Annotated in this window: 19 protein-coding genes; 7 read left to right on the top strand and 12 right to left on the bottom strand. The window is 66.4% G+C overall.

What is annotated here, in order from left to right:
• Positions 1-43 precede the first annotated feature (43 nt).
• Positions 44-1,807 carry a dihydroxyacetone kinase family protein gene (locus JOE41_RS10125; RefSeq protein ID WP_209752260.1) on the top strand — a complete coding sequence of 588 codons (1,764 nt, stop codon included), beginning with the start codon at positions 44-46 and terminating at the stop codon, positions 1,805-1,807.
• The gene (locus tag JOE41_RS10120; RefSeq protein ID WP_245200689.1) at positions 1,804-2,295 is read left to right on the top strand and encodes an RpiB/LacA/LacB family sugar-phosphate isomerase; all 492 of its coding nucleotides are present in this window, start codon (positions 1,804-1,806) and stop codon (positions 2,293-2,295) included. The genes JOE41_RS10125 and JOE41_RS10120 overlap by 4 nt, the downstream gene beginning before the upstream one ends.
• 12 nt (positions 2,296-2,307) lie before the next feature.
• Here the strand turns inward: JOE41_RS10120 and JOE41_RS10115 are convergent, their stop codons facing one another.
• From JOE41_RS10115 to JOE41_RS10090, 6 genes are all read right to left on the bottom strand, one after another.
• A complete protein-coding gene (locus tag JOE41_RS10115) occupies positions 2,308-3,417 on the bottom strand; it encodes a sulfite oxidase (RefSeq protein WP_209752258.1) in 1,110 nt (369 codons plus the stop codon).
• Between the two features lie 107 nt (positions 3,418-3,524).
• Entirely contained in the window at positions 3,525-5,645 is a 2,121-nt protein-coding gene (locus JOE41_RS10110) for a M12 family metallo-peptidase (RefSeq protein WP_209752257.1), read from the bottom strand.
• A gap of 146 nt (positions 5,646-5,791) precedes the next feature.
• Positions 5,792-6,652 (bottom strand): SDR family oxidoreductase, encoded by an 861-nt coding sequence (locus JOE41_RS10105; RefSeq protein WP_209752256.1) that lies wholly within the window; start codon positions 6,650-6,652, stop codon positions 5,792-5,794.
• 2 nt (positions 6,653-6,654) lie between these two features.
• Positions 6,655-7,659 (bottom strand): aldo/keto reductase family protein, encoded by a 1,005-nt coding sequence (locus JOE41_RS10100; protein WP_209752255.1) that lies wholly within the window; start codon positions 7,657-7,659, stop codon positions 6,655-6,657.
• 50 nt (positions 7,660-7,709) lie between these two features.
• Positions 7,710-8,783: an aldo/keto reductase gene (locus JOE41_RS10095; RefSeq protein ID WP_209752254.1), complete on the bottom strand. Its 1,074-nt coding sequence runs from the start codon at positions 8,781-8,783 to the stop codon at positions 7,710-7,712.
• Between the two features lie 151 nt (positions 8,784-8,934).
• Positions 8,935-9,597 (bottom strand): hypothetical protein, encoded by a 663-nt coding sequence (locus tag JOE41_RS10090; protein ID WP_209752253.1) that lies wholly within the window; start codon positions 9,595-9,597, stop codon positions 8,935-8,937.
• Between the two features lie 190 nt (positions 9,598-9,787).
• Here JOE41_RS10090 and JOE41_RS10085 point away from each other — a divergent pair, with 190 nt between their 5' ends.
• A complete protein-coding gene (locus JOE41_RS10085) occupies positions 9,788-10,207 on the top strand; it encodes a YchJ family protein (RefSeq protein ID WP_209752252.1) in 420 nt (139 codons plus the stop codon).
• On the opposite strand, the gene JOE41_RS10080 is transcribed toward JOE41_RS10085, so the two are convergent.
• The 3 genes from JOE41_RS10080 to JOE41_RS10070 all read right to left on the bottom strand — a co-directional run bounded on the left by JOE41_RS10080 (position 10,204) and on the right by JOE41_RS10070 (position 13,544).
• Positions 10,204-11,034, bottom strand: coding sequence for a TIGR04086 family membrane protein (locus JOE41_RS10080; RefSeq protein ID WP_209752251.1), 831 nt, complete (start codon positions 11,032-11,034; stop codon positions 10,204-10,206). The genes JOE41_RS10085 and JOE41_RS10080 overlap by 4 nt on opposite strands.
• 157 nt (positions 11,035-11,191) lie before the next feature.
• Positions 11,192-13,177 (bottom strand): acyl-CoA dehydrogenase family protein, encoded by a 1,986-nt coding sequence (locus tag JOE41_RS10075; RefSeq protein WP_209752250.1) that lies wholly within the window; start codon positions 13,175-13,177, stop codon positions 11,192-11,194.
• A 64-nt stretch (positions 13,178-13,241) separates the two neighbouring features.
• Complete coding sequence (locus JOE41_RS10070; protein ID WP_011693766.1) at positions 13,242-13,544, bottom strand: hypothetical protein; 303 nt, start codon at positions 13,542-13,544, stop codon at positions 13,242-13,244.
• Between the two features lie 292 nt (positions 13,545-13,836).
• On the opposite strand from JOE41_RS10070, the gene JOE41_RS10065 reads away from it, so the two are divergent.
• The 4 genes from JOE41_RS10065 (at position 13,837) to JOE41_RS10050 (ending at position 20,678) form a co-directional block, all read left to right on the top strand.
• Positions 13,837-15,285 carry a DUF3375 family protein gene (locus JOE41_RS10065; RefSeq protein WP_209752249.1) on the top strand — a complete coding sequence of 483 codons (1,449 nt, stop codon included), beginning with the start codon at positions 13,837-13,839 and terminating at the stop codon, positions 15,283-15,285.
• A gap of 2 nt (positions 15,286-15,287) precedes the next feature.
• A complete protein-coding gene (locus JOE41_RS10060; RefSeq protein ID WP_011693764.1) occupies positions 15,288-16,223 on the top strand; it encodes a DUF4194 domain-containing protein in 936 nt (311 codons plus the stop codon).
• Positions 16,220-19,684, top strand: coding sequence for an ATP-binding protein (locus JOE41_RS10055; protein WP_209752248.1), 3,465 nt, complete (start codon positions 16,220-16,222; stop codon positions 19,682-19,684). Before JOE41_RS10060 ends, JOE41_RS10055 begins: the two co-directional genes overlap by 4 nt.
• 271 nt (positions 19,685-19,955) lie before the next feature.
• Complete coding sequence (locus JOE41_RS10050; RefSeq protein WP_245200688.1) at positions 19,956-20,678, top strand: hypothetical protein; 723 nt, start codon at positions 19,956-19,958, stop codon at positions 20,676-20,678.
• Between the two features lie 64 nt (positions 20,679-20,742).
• Here JOE41_RS10050 and JOE41_RS10045 read toward each other — a convergent pair whose 3' ends face one another.
• The 3 genes from JOE41_RS10045 to JOE41_RS10035 form a co-directional block, all read right to left on the bottom strand.
• Positions 20,743-21,237 (bottom strand): FBP domain-containing protein, encoded by a 495-nt coding sequence (locus tag JOE41_RS10045; RefSeq protein WP_209752246.1) that lies wholly within the window; start codon positions 21,235-21,237, stop codon positions 20,743-20,745.
• Between the two features lie 348 nt (positions 21,238-21,585).
• A complete protein-coding gene (locus JOE41_RS10040) occupies positions 21,586-22,143 on the bottom strand; it encodes a TetR/AcrR family transcriptional regulator (protein ID WP_209752245.1) in 558 nt (185 codons plus the stop codon).
• Positions 22,140-24,125, bottom strand: coding sequence for an MFS transporter (locus JOE41_RS10035; protein WP_374068696.1), 1,986 nt, complete (start codon positions 24,123-24,125; stop codon positions 22,140-22,142). Before JOE41_RS10035 ends, JOE41_RS10040 begins: the two co-directional genes overlap by 4 nt.
• Between the last annotated feature and the right edge of the window lie 145 nt (positions 24,126-24,270).

Genomic DNA, 24,270 nt, shown 5'->3' with positions numbered 1-24,270 from the left:
GTCTCGCCATTCAGAAGACCGAGCGCAGCCTGGAGAGCCCACCATGACCAGAATTTTCAACGATCCGTCCGATTTCGCCGAGGAAGCCCTCGCCGGTTTCTGCGACGTCCACGCAGGCCTGGTTCGCCAGGTTCCCGGCGGGGCCGTGCGCCGCCAACGCCCTGCCAAACCCAAGGTGGCCGTCCTTGCCGGCGGCGGCTCCGGCCACTACCCGGCCTTCGCCGGCCTGATCGGTACCGGACTGGCCGACGGCGCCGTAGTGGGCAACATCTTCACCTCGCCGTCCGCGCAGCAGGCCTACGCCGTGGCGAAGGCGGCGGACTCCGGCGCCGGTGTGGTGTTCACCTACGGCAACTACGCCGGGGACGTCCTGAACTTCGGCATGGCCAGCGAACGGCTCGCCGCAGAGGGAATCCAGGTGGAAAACGTCCTGGTGACGGACGACGTCGCCAGTGCCCCGCCGTCGGAAGCGGAGAAACGCCGCGGCATCGCGGGCGACTTCACGGTCTTCAAAATCATGGGCGCCGCCGCGGAGGCGGGAGCCGGCCTGGCCGACGTCGTGCGCCTGGGCCGGAAGGCCAACAGCCTGACCCGAACCATCGGCAGTGCCTTCAACGGCTGCACGTTCCCCGGCGCCGAGGCTCCGCTGTTCACCCTCAAGGACCGTCAGATGGGTCTCGGCCTGGGCATCCACGGCGAACCCGGCCTGTTCGACACCGAACTGCCGCCCGCCAAGGAGCTGGGCCAGGAATTCGTCTCCCGGCTGTTGGCGGAGACACCGCACGGTGCGGGCGACCGCATCGCCGTCATCCTCAACGGCCTGGGCTCCACCAAGCACGAGGAACTCTTTGTCCTCTGGCTCACCGTTGCCCCGCTGCTCCGTGCCGCCGGCTACACGCTGGTCATGCCGGAGGTGGGAGAACTGGTCACCAGCCTGGACATGTCCGGTGTCTCCCTCACCATCACCTGGCTGGACGAGGAACTTGAGCCGCTGTGGACTGCGCCGGCTGAAACGCCCGCCTACCGGCGGGGCAACGCCGCCCTGCAGTCCGGCGACCTGATGGCGGAACATGCGTCAGACGGCACCGCCGCGCCCAGTGCCTTCGAAGCCACCGAAGAGTCGCGCGGCTACGCGGCCAGCTGCCTGGCGGCGCTCGCCGCCGCCCGGGACTCACTGCACTCGGCCGAAGCGAGGCTCGGGGACATGGACGCTGTCGCGGGCGACGGAGACCACGGGCGCGGGATGGTCCGCGGTATCGACGCGGCCGTGGCCGCAGCCGGGGACGCCTTGGCCCGCGGTGCCGGAGCAGCCGCGGTTCTTTCGGCCGCCGGGGACGCCTGGGCTGACAAGGCAGGCGGAACCTCCGGCGTGCTGTGGGGTGCAGGCCTGCGGTCCTTCGGCGAAGCCCTCGGCAACCAGCTGGCTCCGGGACCTTCGGAACTGGCCGCGGCTGTCGCGGCATTCTCGGCACGGATCACCGGCCTCGGCAAGGCGGACATCGGGGACAAGACCATGGTGGACGCCCTGCTGCCCTTCACCGAAACGTTCAGCCGGCTGGTGGCCGACGGCGGCAGCCACGCGGCGGCAGCCGAAGCGGCATGGGCCGAAGCCGCCGCGGTGTCCACGGCGGCAGCGGAAGCCACCGCCTCCCTGCGGCCGCTCAAAGGCCGCGCCCGGCCCCTCGCGGAAAAGAGCGTTGGCACGGCGGACCCCGGCGCCACGTCACTGGCCATGATCTTCACCGTGATGGGCGCGCACCTTGCAGCGCCGGTTCCATCCCGCCAGCCCGCCGGAACACCGTCATGACCAGGGAAGGACAGGCCGTGGGTATCCGACTCATCCTGGGCGCCGATGAAGCCGGCGTGGACTACAAGGACCGGATCATGGAGGACCTGCGGAAGGACCCCCGGGTCAGCGAAATCATCGACATTGGCGTCAACCGCAGTGATGCCCCCGAGAAGTTCACCACCCCGTACCCGTACGTGGGGATCTCCGCCGGGGAAATGATCAAGGACGGCCTGGCCGACCGGGCCATCCTGTTCTGCGGCACCGGCATCGGCGTAGCCATCGCCGCGAACAAGGTGGAAGGAATCCGGGCAGCCACGGCCCACGACTCCTTCTCGGTGGAACGCTCGGTGCTGTCCAACGACTGCCAGGTGCTCACCATGGGCCAGCGCGTGGTGGGTGTGGAGCTCGCCCGCCGGCTCGCCCGGGAGTGGCTGGGCTACACCTTCGACCCCGTATCCGCCTCGGCGGGCAAGGTCAAGGTCCTGACCGACTTCGAAGGCTGCTGACGCGGGGCAGGGCTACTCGACGCTCACCTTCACGCGCTGCACCACGTTGTTGCCCATGCCCTGGTAGTTCCAGACCTGCTCCAGCGGCTGCGTTGATCCCGTGGCGTCGGTGGCCCGGCAGGCGAGCTCATGCTCGCCCCGGTCCGCCACCCACGGCAGCGTCCATTCGCACCAGGCAAACGGCCCCGCCGGGTGTCCGAGGTGCGCGGTCACCCATTTCCCGTCAATCCCCACTTCCACGCGGACCACGGAGCCTTCACCGGACCAGGCCCTGCCCGTAAGCATCACCGGGCCGGCGGAGAGGACCCTGCTGCGGGTGAAGAAGTCCGGGATGCCCGGCGGAATCATCAGCGAACGCACCTTGATCCGGGAGACCGGAGTGCCGGCGTCGTCCGCGTCCTTCTGGTAGCGGTACGCCACCGACTGCTGGAATCCCTCAAACGGGTGGGTCAGCACCTGAATGGACTCCAGCCACTTCACGCTGGCCATGCCGTACCAGCCAGGGACCACAAGGCGCAGGGGGTAGCCGTGCTGCGGCGGCAGCTCGCGACCGTTCATCTCATACGCCAGGACGACATCGGGGCGCATCGCCTCCTTGATCGGAAGGCTGCGCGCATACGTCTGCCGGACTCCGCCCTGGATGCCGGCGTCGGCGCCGGTGAACACCACTTCGACGGCGTCCTCGTCAACGCCGGCCTGGGCCAGCAGGTACGCGAGCGGAACCCCGGTCCACTCCGCCGTTCCCACGCCCTCGAGCCGCCACGGCTGGCTCAGCGGCCGCGGATGCAGCAGCGAGCGGCCGTTGCCGGCGCACTCCAGCGTGACCGGAATGCTGATGGTCGGGTCCCGGCGAAGCGCCCGGAGGTTGATCTCGACGGCGCGCTGCACGGCACCGCCGATCCGCAGGTGCCAGGAGTCGGCGTCAATGAACGGGATGTCGAAGTGCGTCAGGACGTAGTGCAGCCCCGGCGGTGTGGTGGCCTCCCGCAAGGCCTCCAATGGCATCGAATGGTTCCTGACGGCCAGCTGCAGTTCCTCTGCGGTGAGCGGACCGTGGGTGGGCTCTCCTGCGTGCGCCGCGGGCTTCACGGACTGACGGCGCCGGGAAATCTGCTTCGTCATGGCACAGGTCTACGCCGCTGCCGCCGGTGCGTCAAGGCCGGATCCACACGGCAATGCCGGGCTCCCCGAGAGGGAACCCGGCACCAGCGACTGACTTCGAACCCGTTCTAGCGGACGACGACAGCGGGAGAGCCGGCGGCAACATACTCGGCGTTTGTGGCCGCAACCAGGCCGGCCGGGGAAACGTAGTAGAGGGAAGTGCTGCCGGTCAGCTTCACAAAACTGCTGCCCGGAATGAGCGTGCTTGTCTGCGGCGTGGGCATGCCGTAGCTCTGCCACTGCGCAAAGTTAAGATGGCTGCCCTTGTAGGTGCTTCCCACCAAGTAGATGGCGCCGCTCCAGGAATTCTTCACGAAACGGCCCGTTCCGAGATCCATGAATGTCCGTTTCGCCGCGGGGATGGCCATCCATTCCGCGTAGGTGAGTTCGTGGACGTTGCCAGACGGAGACTTGAGGTAAATGGTGGGCAGGTTGCTGTACTTGCTGGCGATGGAGCCGCCGATGAAGCCGGTGACCACCGGAGTGGGGTAGCCGGCGGCGCTCCAGTCGGAGAAACTCAGGGCAGACACTTTGGCGTCGTATTCGGCCTGGCCGGCTGCTGTTGACTCCACCTTGAAGATCGTGGGCTCCCACGCATACTTCACATATCGCACGGGCAGGCTGACGGTGGGTGATCCGGCGCTGGTCCACTGTGCCTGCGACGCCGTGGTCTCCCCGGCGGGGCTGTAGTAGTACAGGACGGAGTCATTAAACTTGCTGAAGAAATACGTTCCGGCCAGGAGCTTGTAACTCACCGGGGCGGGCTGGCCGTAGGCAGTCCAGTCGGCGTAGCTCAGGGCTTTGCCCTTGTTGGTGCCGTCCACCGCGTAGATGGTGGTGCTCCAGCTGTTCTTGACAAAGCTGACGGCCGGAAGGGTGGCGTACGCGGGGAACCCCAGATCCGAGTACTCGCTCCAGGTCAGCGACTTGAAGGAGCCGTCGGGACGTTTGCCATAGATGCTCGGTGAATCGACGTGTTTGAAGTAGGAGGAATACGGGCTCTTGCCCCGGATAGTGATGGTGGCCGCGCTGCTCGTGATGGAGTCTATGGTGATCGTGGTGCCTGCGGCAGTGGTGAACCTGCCCCCTTGCCAAGCCAGGTTCGGATGGTACCAGCCGTCATAGGGTTTGGTATTGGGCATAAGGATCATTGACGCAGCCGGATCCGACGGATCGGCCTTCAGGATCTGCACGCCCTGGTTGCCCGACACTGCGGTGATGGCGTCGTAGCCCACAGGCATGCGAAGTTCCACGTAATAGACCTCGTTGCTGATGGGGTCGGTGAACTTCAAAGCACGGTAGTCACCGGTGCCGGCCCAGGGCGTGACCTTGAAACTCTTGGCACCCAGGATGGTACCGGCATCGCGGATCTCATAGCCGTTGCCGAACGAGCCCAGGTCGTAGTGGTAGGAGTCGATGGTGGGGATGGCGGCGCGCGTGGGACCCATGACAGACGTGTCATTGCCGTACGCACGCGACCAGCAGTTGCCGTTATCCAGCCGGCCGAACGACGCCGTCGAGTCGGAACTTCCGTCGGAGCACTGGATGCTGTTGGCGTGGTCCAGACCGAAGACATGGCCGAACTCGTGGGTCATCACCGTATTCGTGTACGTCCCCGGGTAGGGCATCAGGACACGCCCGCTGGTGGCTCCGCCGGACCAGCCAGCGCCAAGATTTCCGCCCTGACCGTAAACCACCACGTCGTTTCGGGGCATGAAAATCACCAGGCTGGTGTTGGCTGTTTCGATCCAACCAAGTTCCTTGGTGACTCTCTCCAGGATGTCGTCGAAGTTCCAGTCCGAGCGTGCGCTGGTCTTGAACCCTTTGACAACGTCAACAATAGACAGGGACAGCCGCCCGCCGGACATTCCGTTCCAGTAATTGCTGGCGGCGCCGATCGAATTCTTGGCGGCGTCCACATTAATGGCGTCCGTCTCGGCGGTAGTCTTATCCGCGGTCTGGATGGTGACAAGCGATACCTTAACGTTGCCGGCACGGGGGAGCCATTCCGTGGTGAGCGACCCGGACGTGACCCCCGAAGGCAGTGACCGGATGAAGTCGACGGGCCCTGGCGGCGGCGCCGGCGGTGCGTCTACGGCCTGCGCCGGAGCGACGGCCACGAGGCTTCCCGAGACCAGGAAGGTCAGTAAAGTCAGAGCCCGCAGAACCGCGGAAGTTGTAAAGCGCATTGGATCCCCAAAAAGTGCGTGCTGTAGCAACATGCCCCGGCCGAATGGCGGGTGAGCAAAGCATAAACCGTTATTGGGGTTTTGAGAATAACAACAGCAACTCTAAAGAACTCGAACAACACCGTTAACACGCAACGTGACGGACGTTAGAGGTGATGCGCCTCCTCGAGGAAGGCCGCGAGACCCTGGGGTTCCCTGCCCGTAAGGACATGAACGTCCGACGTCGGCCCGGCCAGTTCGCCGTTGGCTATGGCCGTGTACGTGCTTACCCAGGCGTCCACCTGCCAGGCCGGGGCACCGTAGGACGCGCGGGACGCATAGGCCTCCTCCACGGTTTCATTGTGGTACCTGACAGTCCGCCCGGTACCGGCGGTAAGAAGCTCCGCGGCCCGCTGCAGCGAAATGTCCTCCGGTCCGGTCAGGTTATAGGTCCGGCCCACGTGCAGTGCCGGGTCACCCAGCACCGCCGCGGCGCACCGGGCGATGTCCGCGCGGGTCACCGCAGCCATGACGCCGTCGCCCGCCGGGCCCCGGATGACGCCGTCTTCTCCGGTGAGCAACGGCAGGAAGTCGAGGTAGAAGTTGTCCCGCAGCAACGTGTACTTCATCCCGGAGGCCTTGATCCGCTCCTCGGTGGCGTAATGATCCCTGCCCAGCGTGAACGTGCAGTCCGCGGACGCGCCGAAAAAGGACGTGTACACCACATGCTCAACCCCGGCCGCGGCAGCCGCGTCAACGAACGCGAAATGCGTCTGGAGCCTGTCCTCCGCCTCCGCGGCGGACACCATGAACAGCGTTTTCACGCCCGCCAGGGAGGCCGCTGCCAGCACCGGATCGCCGTACGTGGAGACCACCGGCACTGCGCCCGGAAGATCAGGCGCCCGTGCGGCGTCGCGCACCAGCAGCCGCTGCGGCAGTCCGGCGTCGGCGAGGATCCCGACGACGAGCCTGCCGAGCTGCCCGGTGGATCCGGTGACGGCCAGATCGGGAAGGTCCCCGGCCGCCATGGCTAGGCCTCCCGGGAGGCGGGCGACTTGGTCTGGGCCGGGTCCCGTTCAGCCAGCGAGCCGATGGCGTCGTCGATCTTATCCATGATGGCCTGGTCCAGCTTGACGCCGGCGGCCGCCACATTGCCGGCAATCTGCTCGGGGCGGGACGCGCCCATGATCGCCGAGGCCACGTTCTTGTTCTGCAGCACCCATGCGATACTCAACTGGGCCATGGTCAGCCCGGCCTCCTCCGCGATCGGCTTGAGCTGCTGAACTCCGCTCAGGACCTCGTCGGACATCCAGCGTTCGATCATCCGGGCGCCCCCCTTGCTGTCCGTGGCGCGGCTTCCTTCCGGGGCCGGTTTCCCCGGCCGGTACTTGCCGCTCAGCACGCCCTGGGCCATGGGGGACCAGACGATCTGGGACAGGCCCAGCTCTTCGGATGTCGGGACCACTTCGGCTTCGATGACCCGCCACAGCATGGAGTATTGCGGCTGGTTGGAGATCAGCTGGAACCCCAGGTCCTTGGCGAGGGCGTGGCCGTCCCTGATCTGGTCCGCCGTCCATTCGCTGACGCCGATGTACAGTGCCTTGCCCTGCCGGACAATGTCCGCGAACGCCTGCATGGTTTCTTCCAGCGGCGTCTCGTAGTCGTAGCGGTGGGCCTGGTAAAGGTCCACGTAGTCGGTCTGGAGGCGTGTCAGGGAACCGTTGATGGACTCCATGATGTGCTTGCGGGACAGCCCCACATCATTGTGGCCCTTGGGTCCGGTGGGGCCGAACACCTTGGTGAAGATTTCCAGGGACTCCCGGCGCTCGTCCTTCAAGGCCTCGCCCAGTACCTTCTCCGCCGCCGTGTTGGCGTAGACGTCCGCGGTGTCGAACGTGCTGATGCCCGCGTCCAGTGCCGCCCGCACGCACTGGGTGGCCACGTCGTTCTCCACCTGGGAGCCGTGCGTGAGCCAGTTGCCGAAAGTGATTTCGGAGATCTTGAAGCCGCTGTTGCCGAGGTATCTGAATTCCATGGTTTTCACCGTAGCCCACTTGGTTGCTCAGGGTAAGGGCTTTCCGCCAGCTACCTTCGCCGGAGCTCCGCATACTCCAGGGAGGGGACCACGGCGCCGGCGTCCCGCTCCACGAAATTGGTGCCCGGGGGCACCAGCTCGTCGATGGCATCCAGCACGGATTCGTCCAGCACCGTGTCCGCAGCCTTCAGGTAGGCGTGCAGGTGCTCCTCGCTCCGCGGCCCAATGATCACACTGCTGACAGCCGGGTGGTTCAGCGCGAAGCCGACTGCCAGGTCCACCAGCGGAAGTTCCAGCTTGTCCGCCAGCCTGGCCAGGGCATCTGCGGCGTGCAGCTTGCGCTCGCTCGCCGGGCCGGAAATGTCGTACCGTCCGGGAAGCGAGTGAACGCGCGTGGGCGGCTTCCCGGCATCCAGGACAAAGCTCCCGGACAGCCAGCCGCCGGCCAGCGGACCGTAGGCCAGCACTCCGAGCCCGTACTGCTGGGCGATCGGCAGGACATCACGCTCGGTGCCCCGGACCAGCATGGAATAGGGGACCTGGTTGGCGACGGGCGGGATGAGGTGGTTGGTGGTTGCCAGCCACTGGGCCTCCACCAGCTGCGCCGGAGTGAAAACGGACGTTCCGTAGTAGAGGATCTTGCCTTGGCGGATGAGGTCGTTCAGTGCCGTGATGGTTTCCAGGACGTCGGTGTTGTAGTCGGGACGGTGCGCCTGGTACAGGTCGATCCGGTCCGTCTGCAGGCGGCGGAGGCTGCCCTCCACTGCCTGCATGATCCAGCGCCTCGAGTTGCCGGAGTGGGCCGGGTTGGCGCTCATCTGGCCGTGGAATTTGGTGGCAATGAAGACATCGTCGCGGCGGCCCTTCAGGGCGCGGCCCACCACCTGTTCGCTCTGCCCCTGCGAGTAGACGTCCGCCGTGTCCACGGCGGTGATGCCGGCGTCCAGGGCAGCGTTGATGATGCGGATGCTTTCATCGGCGCCGGTGGGCGCATAGCCCTGGGCGGTTCCGCCGACGCCCGCCGGGTCCGCCCGTGCGCCCTCGCCGAAGTTCATGGTCCCCAAAGTGAGCGGGCTGATCAATGTCCCGCTGCGCCCGAACACCCGTAGCTGGTTGAGGCTCATTCCCGGTTTCCTCACGTTTGACTCCCACGGCCGATTGCTGTGGATCGTCACGAGGCTACACAAAATCGGGAAGGCAGAGGACGCTGGCGAAGTACTTCTTAGTCTTGAGTAGTCCGGGGTAACGCAGCGGACATCAATGACGAATTGTGAATTAGCCGGCGCGGCGGTGCTCAGCCGGCGGGAGGCGTTTCAGCGCGCCGGGATGCCCGGCAAGGGAAACCAGTGAGCCGGTGTCCAGCATGGCCGTCCGTCCCGGTGCAGGCGGCTTTTCGAAGGAGTGCGGGGTGGCCTTGACGGTGGCGTGCTGGTCCGTGGCGGACTCCACGAGGGGAGCGACCGCCCTGACGTCTTCCACCGGGGCATCCGGGCTGGGGAGATCACGAACAGTGACCTTCACCTCGGGCGGTGCCGACGCCTGGGCCCTGGCTGCAGCACGGGCGTCTGCCCGGGCGACGGCCGCGGCCCAGTCCCCGGCCAGGGCTGGAGCTTCCCCGCGGGGAGTGCGGGTGCCCGCCGGTTGTTCCTTTTCGCTGCGCAGCTTCGTTTTGAGTGCGCCGGACACAAGGGCCGTCTTCAGGCTGAATGTCCGGCGCGGCATGCGGTCGGCGCTTATCGCAGGGGTCCGGACGGGGCGGGGGGACCTGGCGGGGCGGCGGCCGAACAACGCCATGACCGTGACGCCCACCAGCCGGCCGAGCCCCGCAATCAGCAGGGTGGCCACGAAGACGAGGAAGAGTCCGATGAACATGACGAAGGCCACACCGAGCGTGCCAAAAAAGGTCAGGTTCAGGGCAATGGTGGTGGGATCTTCCATTTACCTCTCCTCACGGCCTGCAGCGCCTGTGTACGGGTAATACGACCCGCCGATAAGCACCCCTTAACAATACGGACTTTTGCCGGGCAACACGCCCGCATCGAGGCCCGCGACGGGGTTGTGTCGAAGCTGTTATCGGATATGACACAGACGGTTCCGGCCCGGTCCGGCATATAGTCTGAGGCAGCCAATGGAACCCCCTGCCATCACGAAAGGACTATCCGTGCCCCACCCCGGAAACTGCCCCTGCCTGTCCGGTGAACAGTACGCGGACTGCTGCGGCCGGTTCCACAGCGGCGACGCCGAAGCCCCCACGGCGGAACAGCTCATGCGCTCCCGGTACAGCGCCTTCGCGGTCCGGGATGCCGCCTACCTGCTCCGCACCTGGCACCCGGATACCAGGCCCGCGGAACTCGACCTGGATCCGGCCATGGAGTGGCGCCGGCTGGACATTGTCTCGACGCTCCGCGGCGGACCGCTGGATTCGGAAGGAACCGTTGAGTTCAAGGCCCACTTCCGGCACGACGGCGAGCGGGGAGTCCACCACGAAACCGGCCGGTTCCTGCGCTTGGACCGCCGTTGGTACTACGTCGACGAGGCTACGCCTTAGCGGTCAGCGTCAGCTTCAACCGGAGTGAACCCGGCCCGGTCCACCTTGCGGTGGAACCGCATGCCCGCCATGCCGCCCACCACGGCGCCAATCAGCGCAACCACGGCCACCACGATGGCGGCAGTAATTCCGGTGGTGGTTAGCTGTCCTTCATTGACCGGGATCCGCGGGAAGCTGTTCAGGTTGGCCAGGATGTTGAAGCGCTCGCCGGCGATCATGGCCAGCAGTGCAACAAGGATTGCGAAGATCACGGCCCAGACCCACACCATGAATCCCTGTTTGGCGCCGTTGAAGCGGGCCATGCGTCCGGCTACGTAGCCGCCGCAGTAATAGGCCACAAAGAGAATGACCAGCAGCACGATGATTCCCACCAGTCCGACGGTCTGGTCGGAGGATGCCTGGTTCACGGCTTCGTTGACGTCCGTGCTGGTGGCGAGCCCCACTGCTGTCCCGGCTGCTGCCACCAGGGCCGTCAGCAAAACGGCTGTTCCCGTCGCTGCCAGCCAGCCAAAGAAGGCGGAGCCGATCTTGATGCCGCCGAACTGTTCCTTCTCCCTGGCAACCACGGTCTCGCGGGTGGCGGCATTCGGGTCGGCAGCCACAGCGGGTTCGGCGGTAACAGGCACCGGGTAGGCGCGGGTGTCGTCGTCGTAATCCGTGACGGCGCCGTCATTGCGGGCGGGACGCGCAGCGTCAGCGTAACTCCGCCGGCCCTCCAGCCTGTCCTCCACGCCGTTACGGTCCACCCGGCTGGCGTCGAGGCCGTCGGTGGCCTCGCCGCGGGCGCGTCGGGACTGTCTGTCTTCGGGCCCTACTGTGCTGCTCATCAGGCGTTCTCGCTTTCATCGATCGGACCGGGACCATTGTTTGGGCCGGCCACCGCTATGCGGAGACGTGCATGGTGCTCTTCTCACCACCTAACCACGGCACACCGGTGGTAGCAAGGATGCTTAGCATCTGGGGCGGTCCGAAAACCAGCGTAAATCAGCGGTATTTGCGGTGCAGGTTCTCCTTCACGGATGCCCGGGGAGACGCATCGGCGATCCATGGCCCGGTGCCTTCGGACTGGTCCAGGACCCCCGCCTCCAGCCAGGTGTAGTCGCCGGCGAGAACCCTCTCCGTGAGCGCGCGATCGGCGTCGTCCGTATTCCGCCAGAGCTGGTCGAAGTACTCGTCAACGCGGACCCGTGCCTGTTCGCAGTACGCTTCGGCGAGTTCATAGGCGGTGGCGGCCTGCTCGGGCGCAGTGTGGAGCATGCCTTCAGCCCGCGAACAGCAGGCCGCCATGGCGAACAGCTCGGCCCCGATGTCAACGATCCGGCCCAGGAAGGCCTGCTTGTGCTCCAGCTTGGCCTGCCACCGTCCCATCCCGTAAAACGTCTGGCGGGCCAGCCGCCGCGAGGACCGCTCCACGAAACGCAGCTGCTTCGCCAGCCGGCCGAACTCCGTGTAGGACCGCGGGTCCATCCCGGCGCCAGCCACCAGCTTGGGCAGCCACTTCGCGTAGAAACCTGAAGCGCCGACGGCGGCCCTCGCCTTGTCGGACAGGCTGGCATCCGCGGAGGCAAGGTCCCCGGCGGCGGCGAGGTGCGCGTCCACTGCCTCACGGGCAATCAGGAGCCTCATGATTTCCGAGGACCCCTCGAAGATGCGGTTGATCCGGAGGTCCCTGAGCTGCTGCTCGGCCGGCACGGCGCGCTCGCCGCGCGCCTCCAGCGAATCCGCCGTCTCGAAGCCGCGTCCGCCGCGGATCTGGACCAGCTCGTCAGCTATCCGGCAGCTGATCTCCGTGGACCAGAGCTTGGCGAGGGCGGCCTCGATCCGGACGTCCTTCTGGCCCGCGTCGGCCATTTCGGCGGACAGTTCAAACACGGCGTCCAGGGCGAAGGCGCTCGCTGCAATGAAAGCGATCTTCTTGCCCACTGCCTCGTGCTTGCCCACTGGCCGGCCCCACTGGGTGCGTGCGTTGGACCATTCACGGGCGATCTTCAGGCTCCACCGGCCGGATGCCACACAGAGGGCCGGAATGGAAAGCCTTCCCGTGTTAAGGGTGGTGAGGGCGATCTTTAGGCCCTGGCCTTCCCGCCCGAGCCGGTTGGCCGCGGGTACCCGCACCTGGTGGAAGCGCGTCACCCCGTTTTCGATGCCGCGCAACCCCATAAAGGCATTGCGGTTTTCCACCGTGATGCCGGGGGAATCCATTTCCACCACGAAGGCGCTGATGCCGCCTTTGTGGACGGTGCCGTCCGAATCCCTATGCTCCGGGACCAAGGCCATGACCACCACCAGTTCGGCGATCACGCCGTTGGTGGTCCACAGTTTGACGCCGTCCAGGATGTAAAAGTCGCCGTCGTCCGTGGGAACTGCAGTGCTGCCCATCCGGGCGGGGTCGCTCCCGACGTCGGGTTCCGTCAGCAGGAATGCCGTGATGGCGCCGGCGGCGCAGCGGGGAAGGTACTCCTGCTTCTGTTCCGCAGTGCCGAACACCTTGACAGGCTCAGGGACGCCGATGGACTGGTGTGCGGAGAGCAGCGCCCCGAGGCTCGGGTGCACCGAACCCAGCAGGGCCAGCGCGCGGCCGTAGTACACGAGGGAGAGGCCCAGGCCGCCATACTCGCGGGGGATCTTCATGCCGAAGACGCCCAGCCCTGCCAGGCCTGCGATGTATTCGTCCGGGATTTTGGCGTTCCGCTCGATCACCCGGCCGGACATGGTCCTGGAGTAGGCGGTGAGGCGGGCCATGAACTCTTCGCCGCGTTCCACGTCCTCGGCCCTGGCCTCGGGCCAGGGATGGATCAGTGAGAGATCGAAGCTGCCCAGGTACAAGCCCTTGGCGAAGCTGGGCCGGTCCCAGGAGGTTTCGCGGGCGGCCTCGGTGATGGCCCGGGCGTCGGCCTCGGTGGCTTCCGGCCCGATCTTGTCGGGCGCTACGGGAACATCGGCGGCTGGACTGTCAGTGGCAGAGCTCACGGGGCATCTCCTCTAACCGGGGTGGCCGGCTCGAGCCCTGGGTCCGCCTCGGGTGGAGAACCCTTCAGCTGTCCCTCAATGCTACCCGCGGGTAAGTTCCCGTGCTAGGGGCAGGCTGCCCCTGAAAGTCGCCGGGGAGTTCCACGGTGGAGGCATGGTGCACCATTCGGTCCCACAAGTGGTTGATGCCGTGGACCAATCCCACCAGGGTGCCGGCAATGATGAACCAGGCGAACCGGCCCACCCCCACGAGCACCATGGCCAGGAATCCGGCCGTCATCATGAAGCCCACGATCAGCATTCCAAACACCAGCGTTCCGATGAACACGAACGTGCCTGTTTCAACTGCACTGAGATCGAACTGCATGTTTCCCCCTGCGTCACTGCCTGGATGGATCAAGTAGGACGAGCGTAGGGTGCGGGCGCCGCCGTCAGCCAGACTCAGCACGCCGTGGCGGAGGGGTTGATACGGGATCGAAATGCTACCGGTGCGTAGGTCACGGCGCGGTCACTGAAACCCCACCAGTAACACGCGTAACAGGAGAGCTGCCCACGAAGTGCGCCGGACCTGCCGGCCGGGGCACTGCGTTAACCTTGTAGTTGGCAGTTTTCGGGTTTTCCGCTGCCCGACGAGTCCTGTGGCAGCTGAAGGAGAGTGTGTGTCCCGATCCGCCCCGTCCTCCGCGGACGCGATCAGCGCCCGGCTCCGGGACCTCGAACTCCTCACCAAGGGACCTGCCTGGGCGCTCACCCGGTCCGCGCCGTGGGTCATCGCCGTCCTGCAGGCTTCCTTCACCCGAACCCGTCCGCAGCTTCCGCTGGAAGAGTTCCATGCCGACGTCGATGCCTTCCTTGAGCAGCTCCGCCGCCAGGACCCCGGACTGGGCGGAATGGCCAACGGGAAGTCCTTCGGCGACGAATGGACCCGTAAGAACTTCCTGACCCGCCGTAACCAGTCGGGTCAGATCGTCTACGAAGTCACCGAGCCTGCGGCCCGCGTCCTCGCCTTCCTGGACAGCCTCTCCAGCGAACGCTCCACGCTGAACGGTTCCCGGCTGGGGACGCTGCTGGGCGACGTCGAGAAACTTGCCAATGAGACCAACCCGGACCAGAGCGCCCGGCTGGAGTCGCTCGAGGACGAGATCGAGGAGCGGCAGCAGCTCATCGAGGACATCAGCTCCGGGGACTTCGACGGCTTGCTGGACGATGACGAAGCGGTGGAGGCCGCAGGAAACATCCTGGACCTCGCCGCCAGCCTGCCGGCGGACTACAAGAAGATGCGTGACCGGATCGAAGAACTGGTGGGCGAGCTCCGCAACCAGATCATCGAGGAGTCCCTCAGCAAGGGCGCCACCATGGCACAGGTGCTGGAGGCGGACAAGCGGCTCAGGCAGAGTCCTGAAGGCAGGACGTTCCGGTCATTTACGGCATTCCTCGAGGACCCGCAGCAGCAACTGCGATTCCGGTCCGCGATCGGGGAGGTGCTCAGCCGCCAGTTCGCGGACGACCTCAGCCATGAGGACCGCGAGACGCTGAAGAACCTGGTGGCTGAGCTCCGGACGCAGCACGGCCAGATCCAGCGGATCTACGGCAAGCTGAGCGAAAGCCTCAACACCTACGTCCAGAGCGACGATTTCCGCCAGTCCGTGCGGCTGCGGAAGGTGCTCCGGGAGGCTGAACAGGCCATCCGTTCGCTGCCCTACGAACGTGAACGCCCCGGCCTGGTGCCCGGACCTGTGCTCTTTAACGCGGGTTTCGAATCCTTGTCGATGGTCAAGCTCTTCGACCCCGACGAGTTCGCGGCGCCGCCCAAACTTGCCGACCCCATAGCCTTCAGCGACTCGGACCGCGTGCGCTCGCCGCGCACCGGGAAGGCCAAGCCGGCGGCCATCCGCGCCGCGGTCGCCGGAGCGGCCACCCTGCCGGAGGCATGGGAGCAGCTTCCGCCGGAGGAACGCCACATCAACTCCATCCGCGCGCTGCTGTCCCAGGCCCTGCACGACGGCGCCGGCTTCGACCGCGCAGGCTGGGACGCCATCGACTTCGAACAGATAGACGGAACCACCCGCAAGGCATTCCTGCCGGTGGTCACCCTCAAGAAGGATTGACGATGACTGACGAGATGACGACGACGGCGGACGCCGGCGTCGACGGTGAGACCCCGGACGTGCGACCGGCGCCCGAACACATCCACGGCGCCCCTTTCGCGGTAACGCCCAAGGACACCTTTGTCGACGGTGCGGCGCTGTTCCCGGGCGACACCGGCGTGCTGCCGATGAAGGTCCGCCAGGCCCTGGTGAAGCTGCTGAAGGGCCCGTACATCGACGGCGGCCGGGATGAGAAACTCTGGACTACGCTTCTGGACAACCAGCTGATCCTGCGCAGCCGGCTGTCCGAGCTGTTCCTGACGCTGCAGCTCGACCACGAACGGAAGGTGGCAGTGCTGCGTCCGGTGGATCCCGAGGCCATCGGCGGCAGCACCCGCTCCAGCATCCTGCGCCAGCAGCGTGCGCTCAGCCGGGTGGAAACCATCGTGCTGCTGCGCCTGCGGCTCCTGCTGGACCGCCACGTCACGGCCCAGACGGATCCCACGATCACGAAGGAAGAAATCGCCGAGCTGGTGGCCCACTACCAGCCGTCCGGCCAGCAGGACGCGCTGCGGGATTCCGACGTCGTGAACCGCGCCATCACCAAGCTCCTGGCCCGCCAACTCCTCATCACCACCGGCCTCGAGGACGTCTACACCATCTCCAACGCACTCCCCCTGGCCCTCCCCTTCGAAAACATCGGCGACATCCCCGCGCACATAGAAGCGCTCGTGGCGGCAACAGCAGACCCCGCAGGTACAGAACCCCTTTTGGAACTGGACCGGGAGAACCCCGTTCGCTCGGATGACGGCACGGAAGACGACGATTCGGTGACTGACAGCAGCGACGACGCCGGGGACATGCGGCAGCATGCGTCTAAGCGAGGAACGAGCGAGCATGCAGAGCATGTGTCCGGTGGCGCCGCGACAGGCGACCACGAGGAAGGGAACGCCAAGTGAGCATCGCAACCATGCTGCCGATGGGCGAGCTCACCAACCCCGGCCAGATGCGTCTCGCGCTGGTGCAGGTGGTCAACTGGGGCACGTTCCATGGCGCCCACACGATGCACGTGGACCGTAACGGCACCCTGCTGACGGGCAACTCCGGAGTGGGCAAGTCCACGCTGTTTGACGCGATGCTGCGTGTGTTCGATGCGCGGCCGCGCTCCAACGAGGCCGCGGCGCAGCGCTCCGGCGCTGTGGAGGACAAGCGGACAACGTTCACGTACATGCGCGGCAAGGTGGGCGACAAGGCTGTGGGTGAGGGCTCTGCCAGTGCCTTCCAGCGCCCCGGCGCCACGTGGTCCGCCGTCGCCCTCACGTTCGACAACGCGGCCGGCACGAAGGTGACGGTGTCGGCGCTCTTCGACCTGCCCAAGAACGGCACGGAGTCGAGTGTCGGCCGGTATTACCTGATCGACAACAAGCCGCTGGACCTTGCGGCGATCGAGGGCATCGCCGAGAAGCGCTTCACGAAGGCTGCGCTGGACACGATCTTCCCGGACGCGCAGGTCTTCGACGTGCACAAGGCGTTTGCCGAGCGGTTCCGGCGCCTGCTGGGCATCAATTCGGACCAGGCCCTGCCGTTGCTCCGGGTGATCCAGGCCGGCAAGGGCCTCGGCGGCAGCGTCAACACCTTCTTCCGGGACCAGGTGCTTGATGCTCCCGCCACGCTGTCCGCAGCGGATGACGTCGTCGAGGAATTCAGCAACCTGATGTCCATCCGGCAGCGGCTGGAGGACGTGCGGCAGCAGCGCGACCAGCTGGCTCCGGTTCCGGGCCTCAACAAGGAATACGCGCAGTCCCTCCTGGATGCGAACCGCCTGCGGGAACTCGCCGGTGAAGAATTCGATGCCTACAAGCAGCAGCTCGCGGTGACGGTCCACGAAAAGACCCTGGTCCGTTACAAGGACCTCGCCCGGGCCAAGGCTAAGGACCTTGCCGCGGAGCGCGCGGTCCGGGACGGCCTGGCGAAGGACCTGCGCCAGCTCGAGGCGGACTATAACAACCAGGGCGGCAACGCGATCTCGGCGATCGAGCAGTCGCTGGAGAATGCCCGGGTGGGACTCAAGCTCCGCCAGCAGGTGGAGGAAGCCGCGCGGCAGGCGTTGGCCGATGCCGGGCTGAAGCTCGAGTGGTCGGCCGAGGGCTGGGAACAGGCGCACACCCACGCAGCCGACCGCTCGGCGGAACTGCAGGATGACTCCGAGGCGCTCAAAGAGCTGCGCTTCGAGGCATTCGACGGCCACGCCACGAAGAAACGTGAGCTTGCGGCGGCCCAGCAGGAACTCGTCTCGCTGAAGACGCGCAAGTCCCTGCTCCCGCCGTCGAGCATCGAAAACCGGACCGCCATCGCGGCGGCAACCGGCGTGCCGGAGGAGCAGATGCCGTTCGGCGGCGAACTGATCGACGTCGCCGAAGGGGAGGAACAATGGCGGCCCGCCGCTGAACGCGCGCTGCGCAACCTGGCCACCACGCTGCTGGTTCCCGGCGAGCACTTCGCCGCCGTCACCCGCTACCTGAACCACAACTCCGTCCGCGGCGCGCTCCGTGCCGTGGACGTGTCCAAGCCGCTCGCTGGCGGCGCGCTGGCCGTTGAAAACGCGGCCGACGGCGATCTGCTGACCAAGCTTGACATCCTCACCACCGGGCCGGCGGCCGACGCCGGGCAGTGGATCCGCGAGCGGATCGCGGTCGACTTCGCCTACCCATGCGTCGAGGACCCGGACGAACTCGCTGCGCTGGACAAAGGCCTGAGCCTGGGCGGCGTGGTCAAGCGCAACCGCCACACGGTGGAGAAGGACGACCGCTTTGCCAGCAGGCAGGACTACGTCCTGGGCTTCGACAACGCCTCGAAGCTCGAGCTGGTGGCTGCACAGGTGGAGGACCTGCAGCAGGAACTGGCGAAGGCCGCCGAACTCGCGCAAAGCCGCGAGGAGTCGCACCAGGGAATGACCCGCCAGCTGGAGGCCCTACGCCGGATCGCCGAGGACAACCGGCCCTGGGAGCAGGTTTCCGCGGCTGTCGCGGAGGACGAGCTCGGGAAGATCGAGCAGCGGCTCAAGGATGCCCTCGCCGCCCAGGCCGACCTGGAGCCGTTGCGCGCCAACATCGAGGCGGCCCGGCAGAAGCACCAGTCCAGCACCGAGGCCGCAGCGGTCCTGCAAAGCGAATACAAGGCGCTGGACCACCAGCTCACCGCGGCGGATTCGCTGCTGGAAGCCGCGCGCACCCGTCTGCGCCAGGCACCGCCGTCGGACGCCACCGTCGCCGCGCTGGAACAATATTGTGCCGACTTCGGCGGCGTGGACGACGTCGCGGAAATGCATGAGCTGGACAACCTGGCCCACCAGGTCCGGACCCGGCTCCTCGCAGAACTGCACGCTGCAGAGTCCCGCGGCCAGGCCACCTCGGAGCGCCTCACCCGTATCTTCGAAGGATTCGTCCGCGAATGGGGCACGGCGATCTCCGCGGACCACGGCACCTCGATCGGCGCCGCCGGGGAGTTCGAAGCCCGGTACCATGCGATCGTCAGCGACGGCCTGCCCGCGCAGGAAGCCGAGTTCCGGCAGTTCTTCAACCAGCGCACGCACGAATCGTTCAGCACCCTGCTGCACCTGCTGGACGAGGAACGCCGGTCCATTACCAGCCGCATCCTGCCCCTGAACGGCATCCTGTCCGAGGTCAACTTCCACGAGGGCAGCTTCCTGGAACTCGACATCAAACAGACCCTGCCGCCCACCGCGAAGCAGTTCAAGGACGCCATCCAGAATGCGCTCAGGACGCGTCACACGCGGCCCTCGCGCGCTGCGGGAGCGACAGCTGCCGGCGCCGAAACGGACGACGACGCCGAGCTCACCAACCGCTACAAGTCGCTGGAAACGCTCGTGAAGCGACTGGGGTCGCAGACGCCGGAGGACCGGCGCTGGCGGGCCGAGGTGCTGGATGTGCGCGGGCACCTGTTCATCCAGTGCAAGGAGCACCGCGAAGTACTTGGTCCGCGCGGCGGCAAGCGGACGGACGTGTTCATGCACGCGGATACGGGTTCCATGTCCGGCGGCGAGCGGCAGCGGTTCACGGCGTTCATCATGGCCGCGGCGCTGAGCTATCAGCTGGGCATCGCGGAGCAGGGCTTCACCACCTACGGCACCGTGATGATGGACGAGGCGTTTGTCCTTGCCTCGGAGGAATTCGCCGGTGCGGGCATCAAGGCGCTGCATGAATTCGGCTTCCAGCTGCTCCTGGCCGCTCCGGAGAATGTGATTGACCTGTCCAAGCACCTGGGCTCCGTCACGGAAATCCTGCGGGACAAGCGCACCAACCGCTCCGGAGTCCTCACGGCTCCCGTGATCGGGCCGCGGGCGGGTGCTGAAGGCCAGTGGAGGTCCGAGGCGAACCCGGTGGATATCGTCCTGCGCTAACTCCGGCCGCCTAACAGGACGCTCTCTCACTTCCTGCGGGTTTTTTACGGACGCTCTCGCACTTTTCGTCCGTCGTGACGTGTTCGGACATTTATAACAAATCGATGGATTTATTCGCAGCGGTATGGAGGTGCACTGTCCCTGCGTGCGATTCTGTAGTGCACAACACATCGCCACATGCTCCATCAGGGTCATCACGAGCCACTGCCATCGCGGCGGGACCGGAAGCCAGCCCCACCGAGCTGACGGCCTCTTCGTGAAAGGCACCATCATGCATTCCGCACGTCGCGTCCCCTTCATCGCCGCCCTCGCGACCGCCGCAGCCCTCAGCCTGGCCGGCTGCGGGGCGGCCGTCCCCGCGGCTTCCTCCGGCGGCGCATCGCCGTCGGGCATCGGCACCTCCTCGGAGTCGGCAGGCGCAACATCCGCACCCGCTACGGCGGGCCCGACGACGAGCGGTGCCCAGCCGTCGTCGTCCGCTCAGGTTTCCGCCGGCATCGCGACGTACACATTCCCGGACGGGCGCCTGTCTTTTAATTACCCGGCGGACTGGCGGGTGGAACTGTTCACCGGGGCGGGGGAGCCGTCCCTGTCCCGAACGGCGACCGTCTTCGATGCGAGCGGTACGGAGCAGGTCACCGTGTATTCCGGACAGATGGCTGATGCTGTTAGCCATCCGGTCAACCGGACAGTCTTCGAGTCCGAACCAGTTCCCGGCCTCAGCAGGCAACCTGCTCCCGCCGCCCACTATTCCTTCTATGTGGACAGGATGGATGGCAGCCCGACGTACCGCATGCACCTGACGGCCGGGACGCCCGCGGCCGGTGAGGGCTCCCGGGTTGACGGGATCATCCGCATCGGCGAAGAGGTCCTGGTGGCCGACGTCCGGTTCATCGAGAAGCCGTTCGCCAGCGACGAGGCGGCAAAGTCGTGGCTGGCAGGGGCCGAGGGGCAGGCACTCAAAGCGCTGTTGTTGAGCATTTCGTACAGCTGACTTCTCCGGGCCGGCGCTACCCTGTCGGCCGGGCGGGAACGTGCCCGCCCCCGCCCCGACAGCCCTAGCGTCCTTGGACCCGGTTGATGAACAGTTCCGTCCGCGCTGTCAGTCCGTCGATCTGCCGAAGAACGACGGCGGCCGGGTCCGGGTTGATCTCATTGGCCGGCGGTTCCACGCGCACGTTCCCGCTGCACAGGAAATCGGCGCAGATCAGCGTCCCTATGGTGTTGCCGTTCCGGCCCGACTGGCCGGCGCGTTTGGCAACCCACAACAGGACGTCGTCCCTGGAGAACACGTCGCGGCACAGTTCGCATAGTACGGACCGGCTCTTCTTGGATCCGCCCTCGGGAGCGCGGAGCATGATTCCGGTCAACCCCGAGGGGCCCGGGACTACGAGGTAGCCGCGGAGCGGCATCTTGGCGTCCCGCCACCCCAAAAAGTCCAGGCTGTCCCAGTCCAGGGAGTCGAACTCCCGGGGCAGGGTGAGCTTGGCCGCCTCGGAACGGCTGGCATTGATGAAGGACGAACGGATCTGCTGGGCAGTGATTTTCTGCATGACAATGAGCTTTCGAAAACGTAGGGTCCCCAAGGGGGAATAGCAGTCTCTTGTCAGCTGATTCCGGGCGCACCAGGAGCCCAATGAAGGAAGATACCTGTCGGACGGCTAGGGGCAGGTCCGGCGCGGGAAGGCTGACGTCGCCGTGGCCGCAAAGCAGGCCATTCCGGCCGCCCCGCTTCCCGCGGCTGCGATGACCTCGACGGTCTTCGGCATGCTCATTCCCCTCGTTGTGCAGGCAGTCCGATCCGGACCGCCTGATTGCCGGGCGCCAGCGGCCCGCCCCGCCATCCTCCCAAATGCGCAACGCGTCGGCAACCGCAGGCTGCGGCCGGAAGTGAGAGAGCGTTAGGGGCGGGTCTCGCCGCACGCGTCGACCTGTGCCTGCACGATGGCCCCGTAGTGGGCCACCAGGTCGTCGAAGTCCCAGTCGTCGAACATGCCGAGAGTCCTTACCGCTTCGCCAAAACCGGTCATGAGCGCGACGACGGTGGATGCGTAACGCCGGTCCGGCGTCGTATCCTCCAGGTGCGTGGCCATGGCGGTGAGGTACCGTTCGCGCGTTTCTGCGCGGGCGGCGTCGGGCGTCGGGGAGTCCTGTATGGTGAACGGGAGCATGGCCCACGGCTCTTTCAGCCCGCGTTCCCGGCGCATCAGGACACGGAACACCAGTGTCGCGCCGAGCTCGGCGGCCGGGACGTCGAGATCGGACAGCAGCGACTCGTCCGGTTTGGCGGCGGCAAACAGTTTTTCCTTGGAGCCGAAAAGCTTCATCACCAGGGCTGCTGAGACGCCGGCGTCAGAGGCGATGTCGCGGACCGTCACGCCGCGGTAGCCGCGCTCGCCGAACAGCCTGCCGGCCGAATCCAGGACGGCGTCGCGGCTGGACACCACGGCCGCGCTCACGCGTCCACCAGCTGTCCGGCCGGGGCGTCCATCGCCAGGTCCGCGGTCACCGACCGGTTGTCCACGGCCAGCTTCCGGGCGATGGCCTGGTGGGTCGCCGGGTTCAGCAGGGTCACGATGTAGCGCCCGGCCAAGGGCAGCGGCAGTGAATAGCGTCCCTCCGAATCGGTGCGGACTGTCGCCACGTGTTCGCCGGAGGCCTGCAACAGGGTGACCACCGCGTCCGTGAGGGCCGTGCCTCCCACCGTGGCGGTTCCGGCCAGTTCCAGGCGGTTTTCCAGGTGGAAGTTCTGCTGGAGCGTGCGGCCGTCGAAGTCGAACACCTCTGCCATCGGCGCCCAGCCGGCGGCGTTGGCCACCATCAGATATGTTCCCGCCCCGGGCAGTGCCACGGAATAGTTGCCATCGCTGTCCACCCGGCTCCAGTCCACCGGTTCGCCGCTTGTCTGCAGGACGGTGACGACGGCGGGAGTGACCGGGCGGCGGTCGGCCGTCAGGACGCGCCCCTGCACCACCAGTTCGGTGGCGGCCGGCGCAGGGAGGGCCGCCTTGGCTGCGGCCGCGGCCCGCGGGATGAACACGGCAGCCACCATGGAGGCCGCGGACGCCAGGGCGGCCATCCAGAAGACGTCCTTGAATGCCTCGAAGGACGGCAGCCGGGCGGATCCCACGGTAATGGTCACTGAGGTGAGGACGGCGGCGACTGCTGCACTCGACGTCGAGGTTCCAATGGACCGCACCAGGCTGTTGAGGCCGTTGGCCGAGGCTGTTTCGGTGATGGGCACGGCGCCCATGATCAGGGTGGGCATCGCGGCGTAGGCGATGGCGGTGCCGATGCTGACCACCGTGGAGCCGATGATCACCGAGGCAATGGAATCCCAGAAGAAGACGCGGCCAACGTACCCCACCACCATGACCGCCGCGCCCGAGATCAGCGCAGTCTTCCCGCCGAACCGCCGGATGATGCCGCCGGAAACGGGAGCGAAGACCACCATGGCCAGGCCGGATGGAACCATGCAGAGGCCGGCGGTGATCACGCTGAGCTGGAAACCGTAGCCGGTGGAGGTGGGCAGTTGGAGCTGCTGGGTGGTCAGCAGCATGTTGGCGAACATGGCGAAACCCACCAGCAGGGATGCCAGGTTGGTCAGGAGGACAGGGCGCCGGCCGGAGGTGCGGAGGTCCACCATCGGCTGGCTGACCTTCAGCTCGTAGGGCAGCCAGGCGGCCAGGAGGATGGCGGCGGCGAGGAACAGAAGCAGCACCGGTTCGGAACTCCAGCCCCACGATCCGCCCTTGGAAATGCCCAGGAGCAGCGCTGCCAGTGCCGCGGAAAGAATCACTGCGCCGAGGTAGTCGAAGCGGCCCGGTGTGCGCACCTTGGATTCGGGAACCACCAGGACGACGGCAGCGAGCAGCAGCGTGCCGGCGCCACCGGAAACCCAGAAGATGGACTCCCAGCCCAGGCTTTCGTAAAGCAGCCCGGCCAGCGGGAGGCCCAGTGCGCTGCCGATGCCCAGCGTGGCGCTCATCAGGGCTACGGCGGATCCCATCTTTTCCTTGGGCAGTTCGTCGCGCATGATGCTGATGCCTACGGGAATCAAGGCCGAGGAGAACCCCTGCAGTGCCCGGCCGACGATAAGCCAGAGGAAGCTTCCCCCCACCGCGGCCACGATGGAGCCGGCAACCATGATGGCGAGGCAGATCACCATCATTTTCCGTTTGCCGTACATGTCCGCGCTGCGGGACACGATCGGGGTGGCCACGGCGCTGGAGAGCAGCGTGGCGGTGACCAGCCAGGACGCGTCGTCGGCCGTAACGCCGAGGATTCCGGGGAAATCCGGAAGGAGCGGCACCACGAGGGTCTGCATCAGCGCCACCACCGTGCCGCTCAGCGCAAGGACTGCCGTGATGGCACCGGGGGACATGGATCTATTGCGGGATGGGGGCATCAGGGCGGGACCTTCTGGGCGTGAGGCGGCCACAAGGGGTGAACGCGCGTTTACTGTCCCTTCAAGTGAACCACTGTTCACCCCGCGCACCCAACGAATTCGGGCGTGTGAAGCCTCACTTTTGGTCCGCGGCAGCCGACCAACCAGGCAGGCAGGCCTGATTGAGACAATTACGTTA

This window comes from Arthrobacter sp. PvP103 (genome assembly GCF_017833075.1).
In the GTDB taxonomy this organism is placed as follows: Bacteria; Actinomycetota; Actinomycetes; order Actinomycetales; family Micrococcaceae; genus Arthrobacter.
The sequence above is the reverse complement of the archived record's forward strand: the minus strand, read 5'-3'. Positions and strand labels throughout refer to the sequence as shown.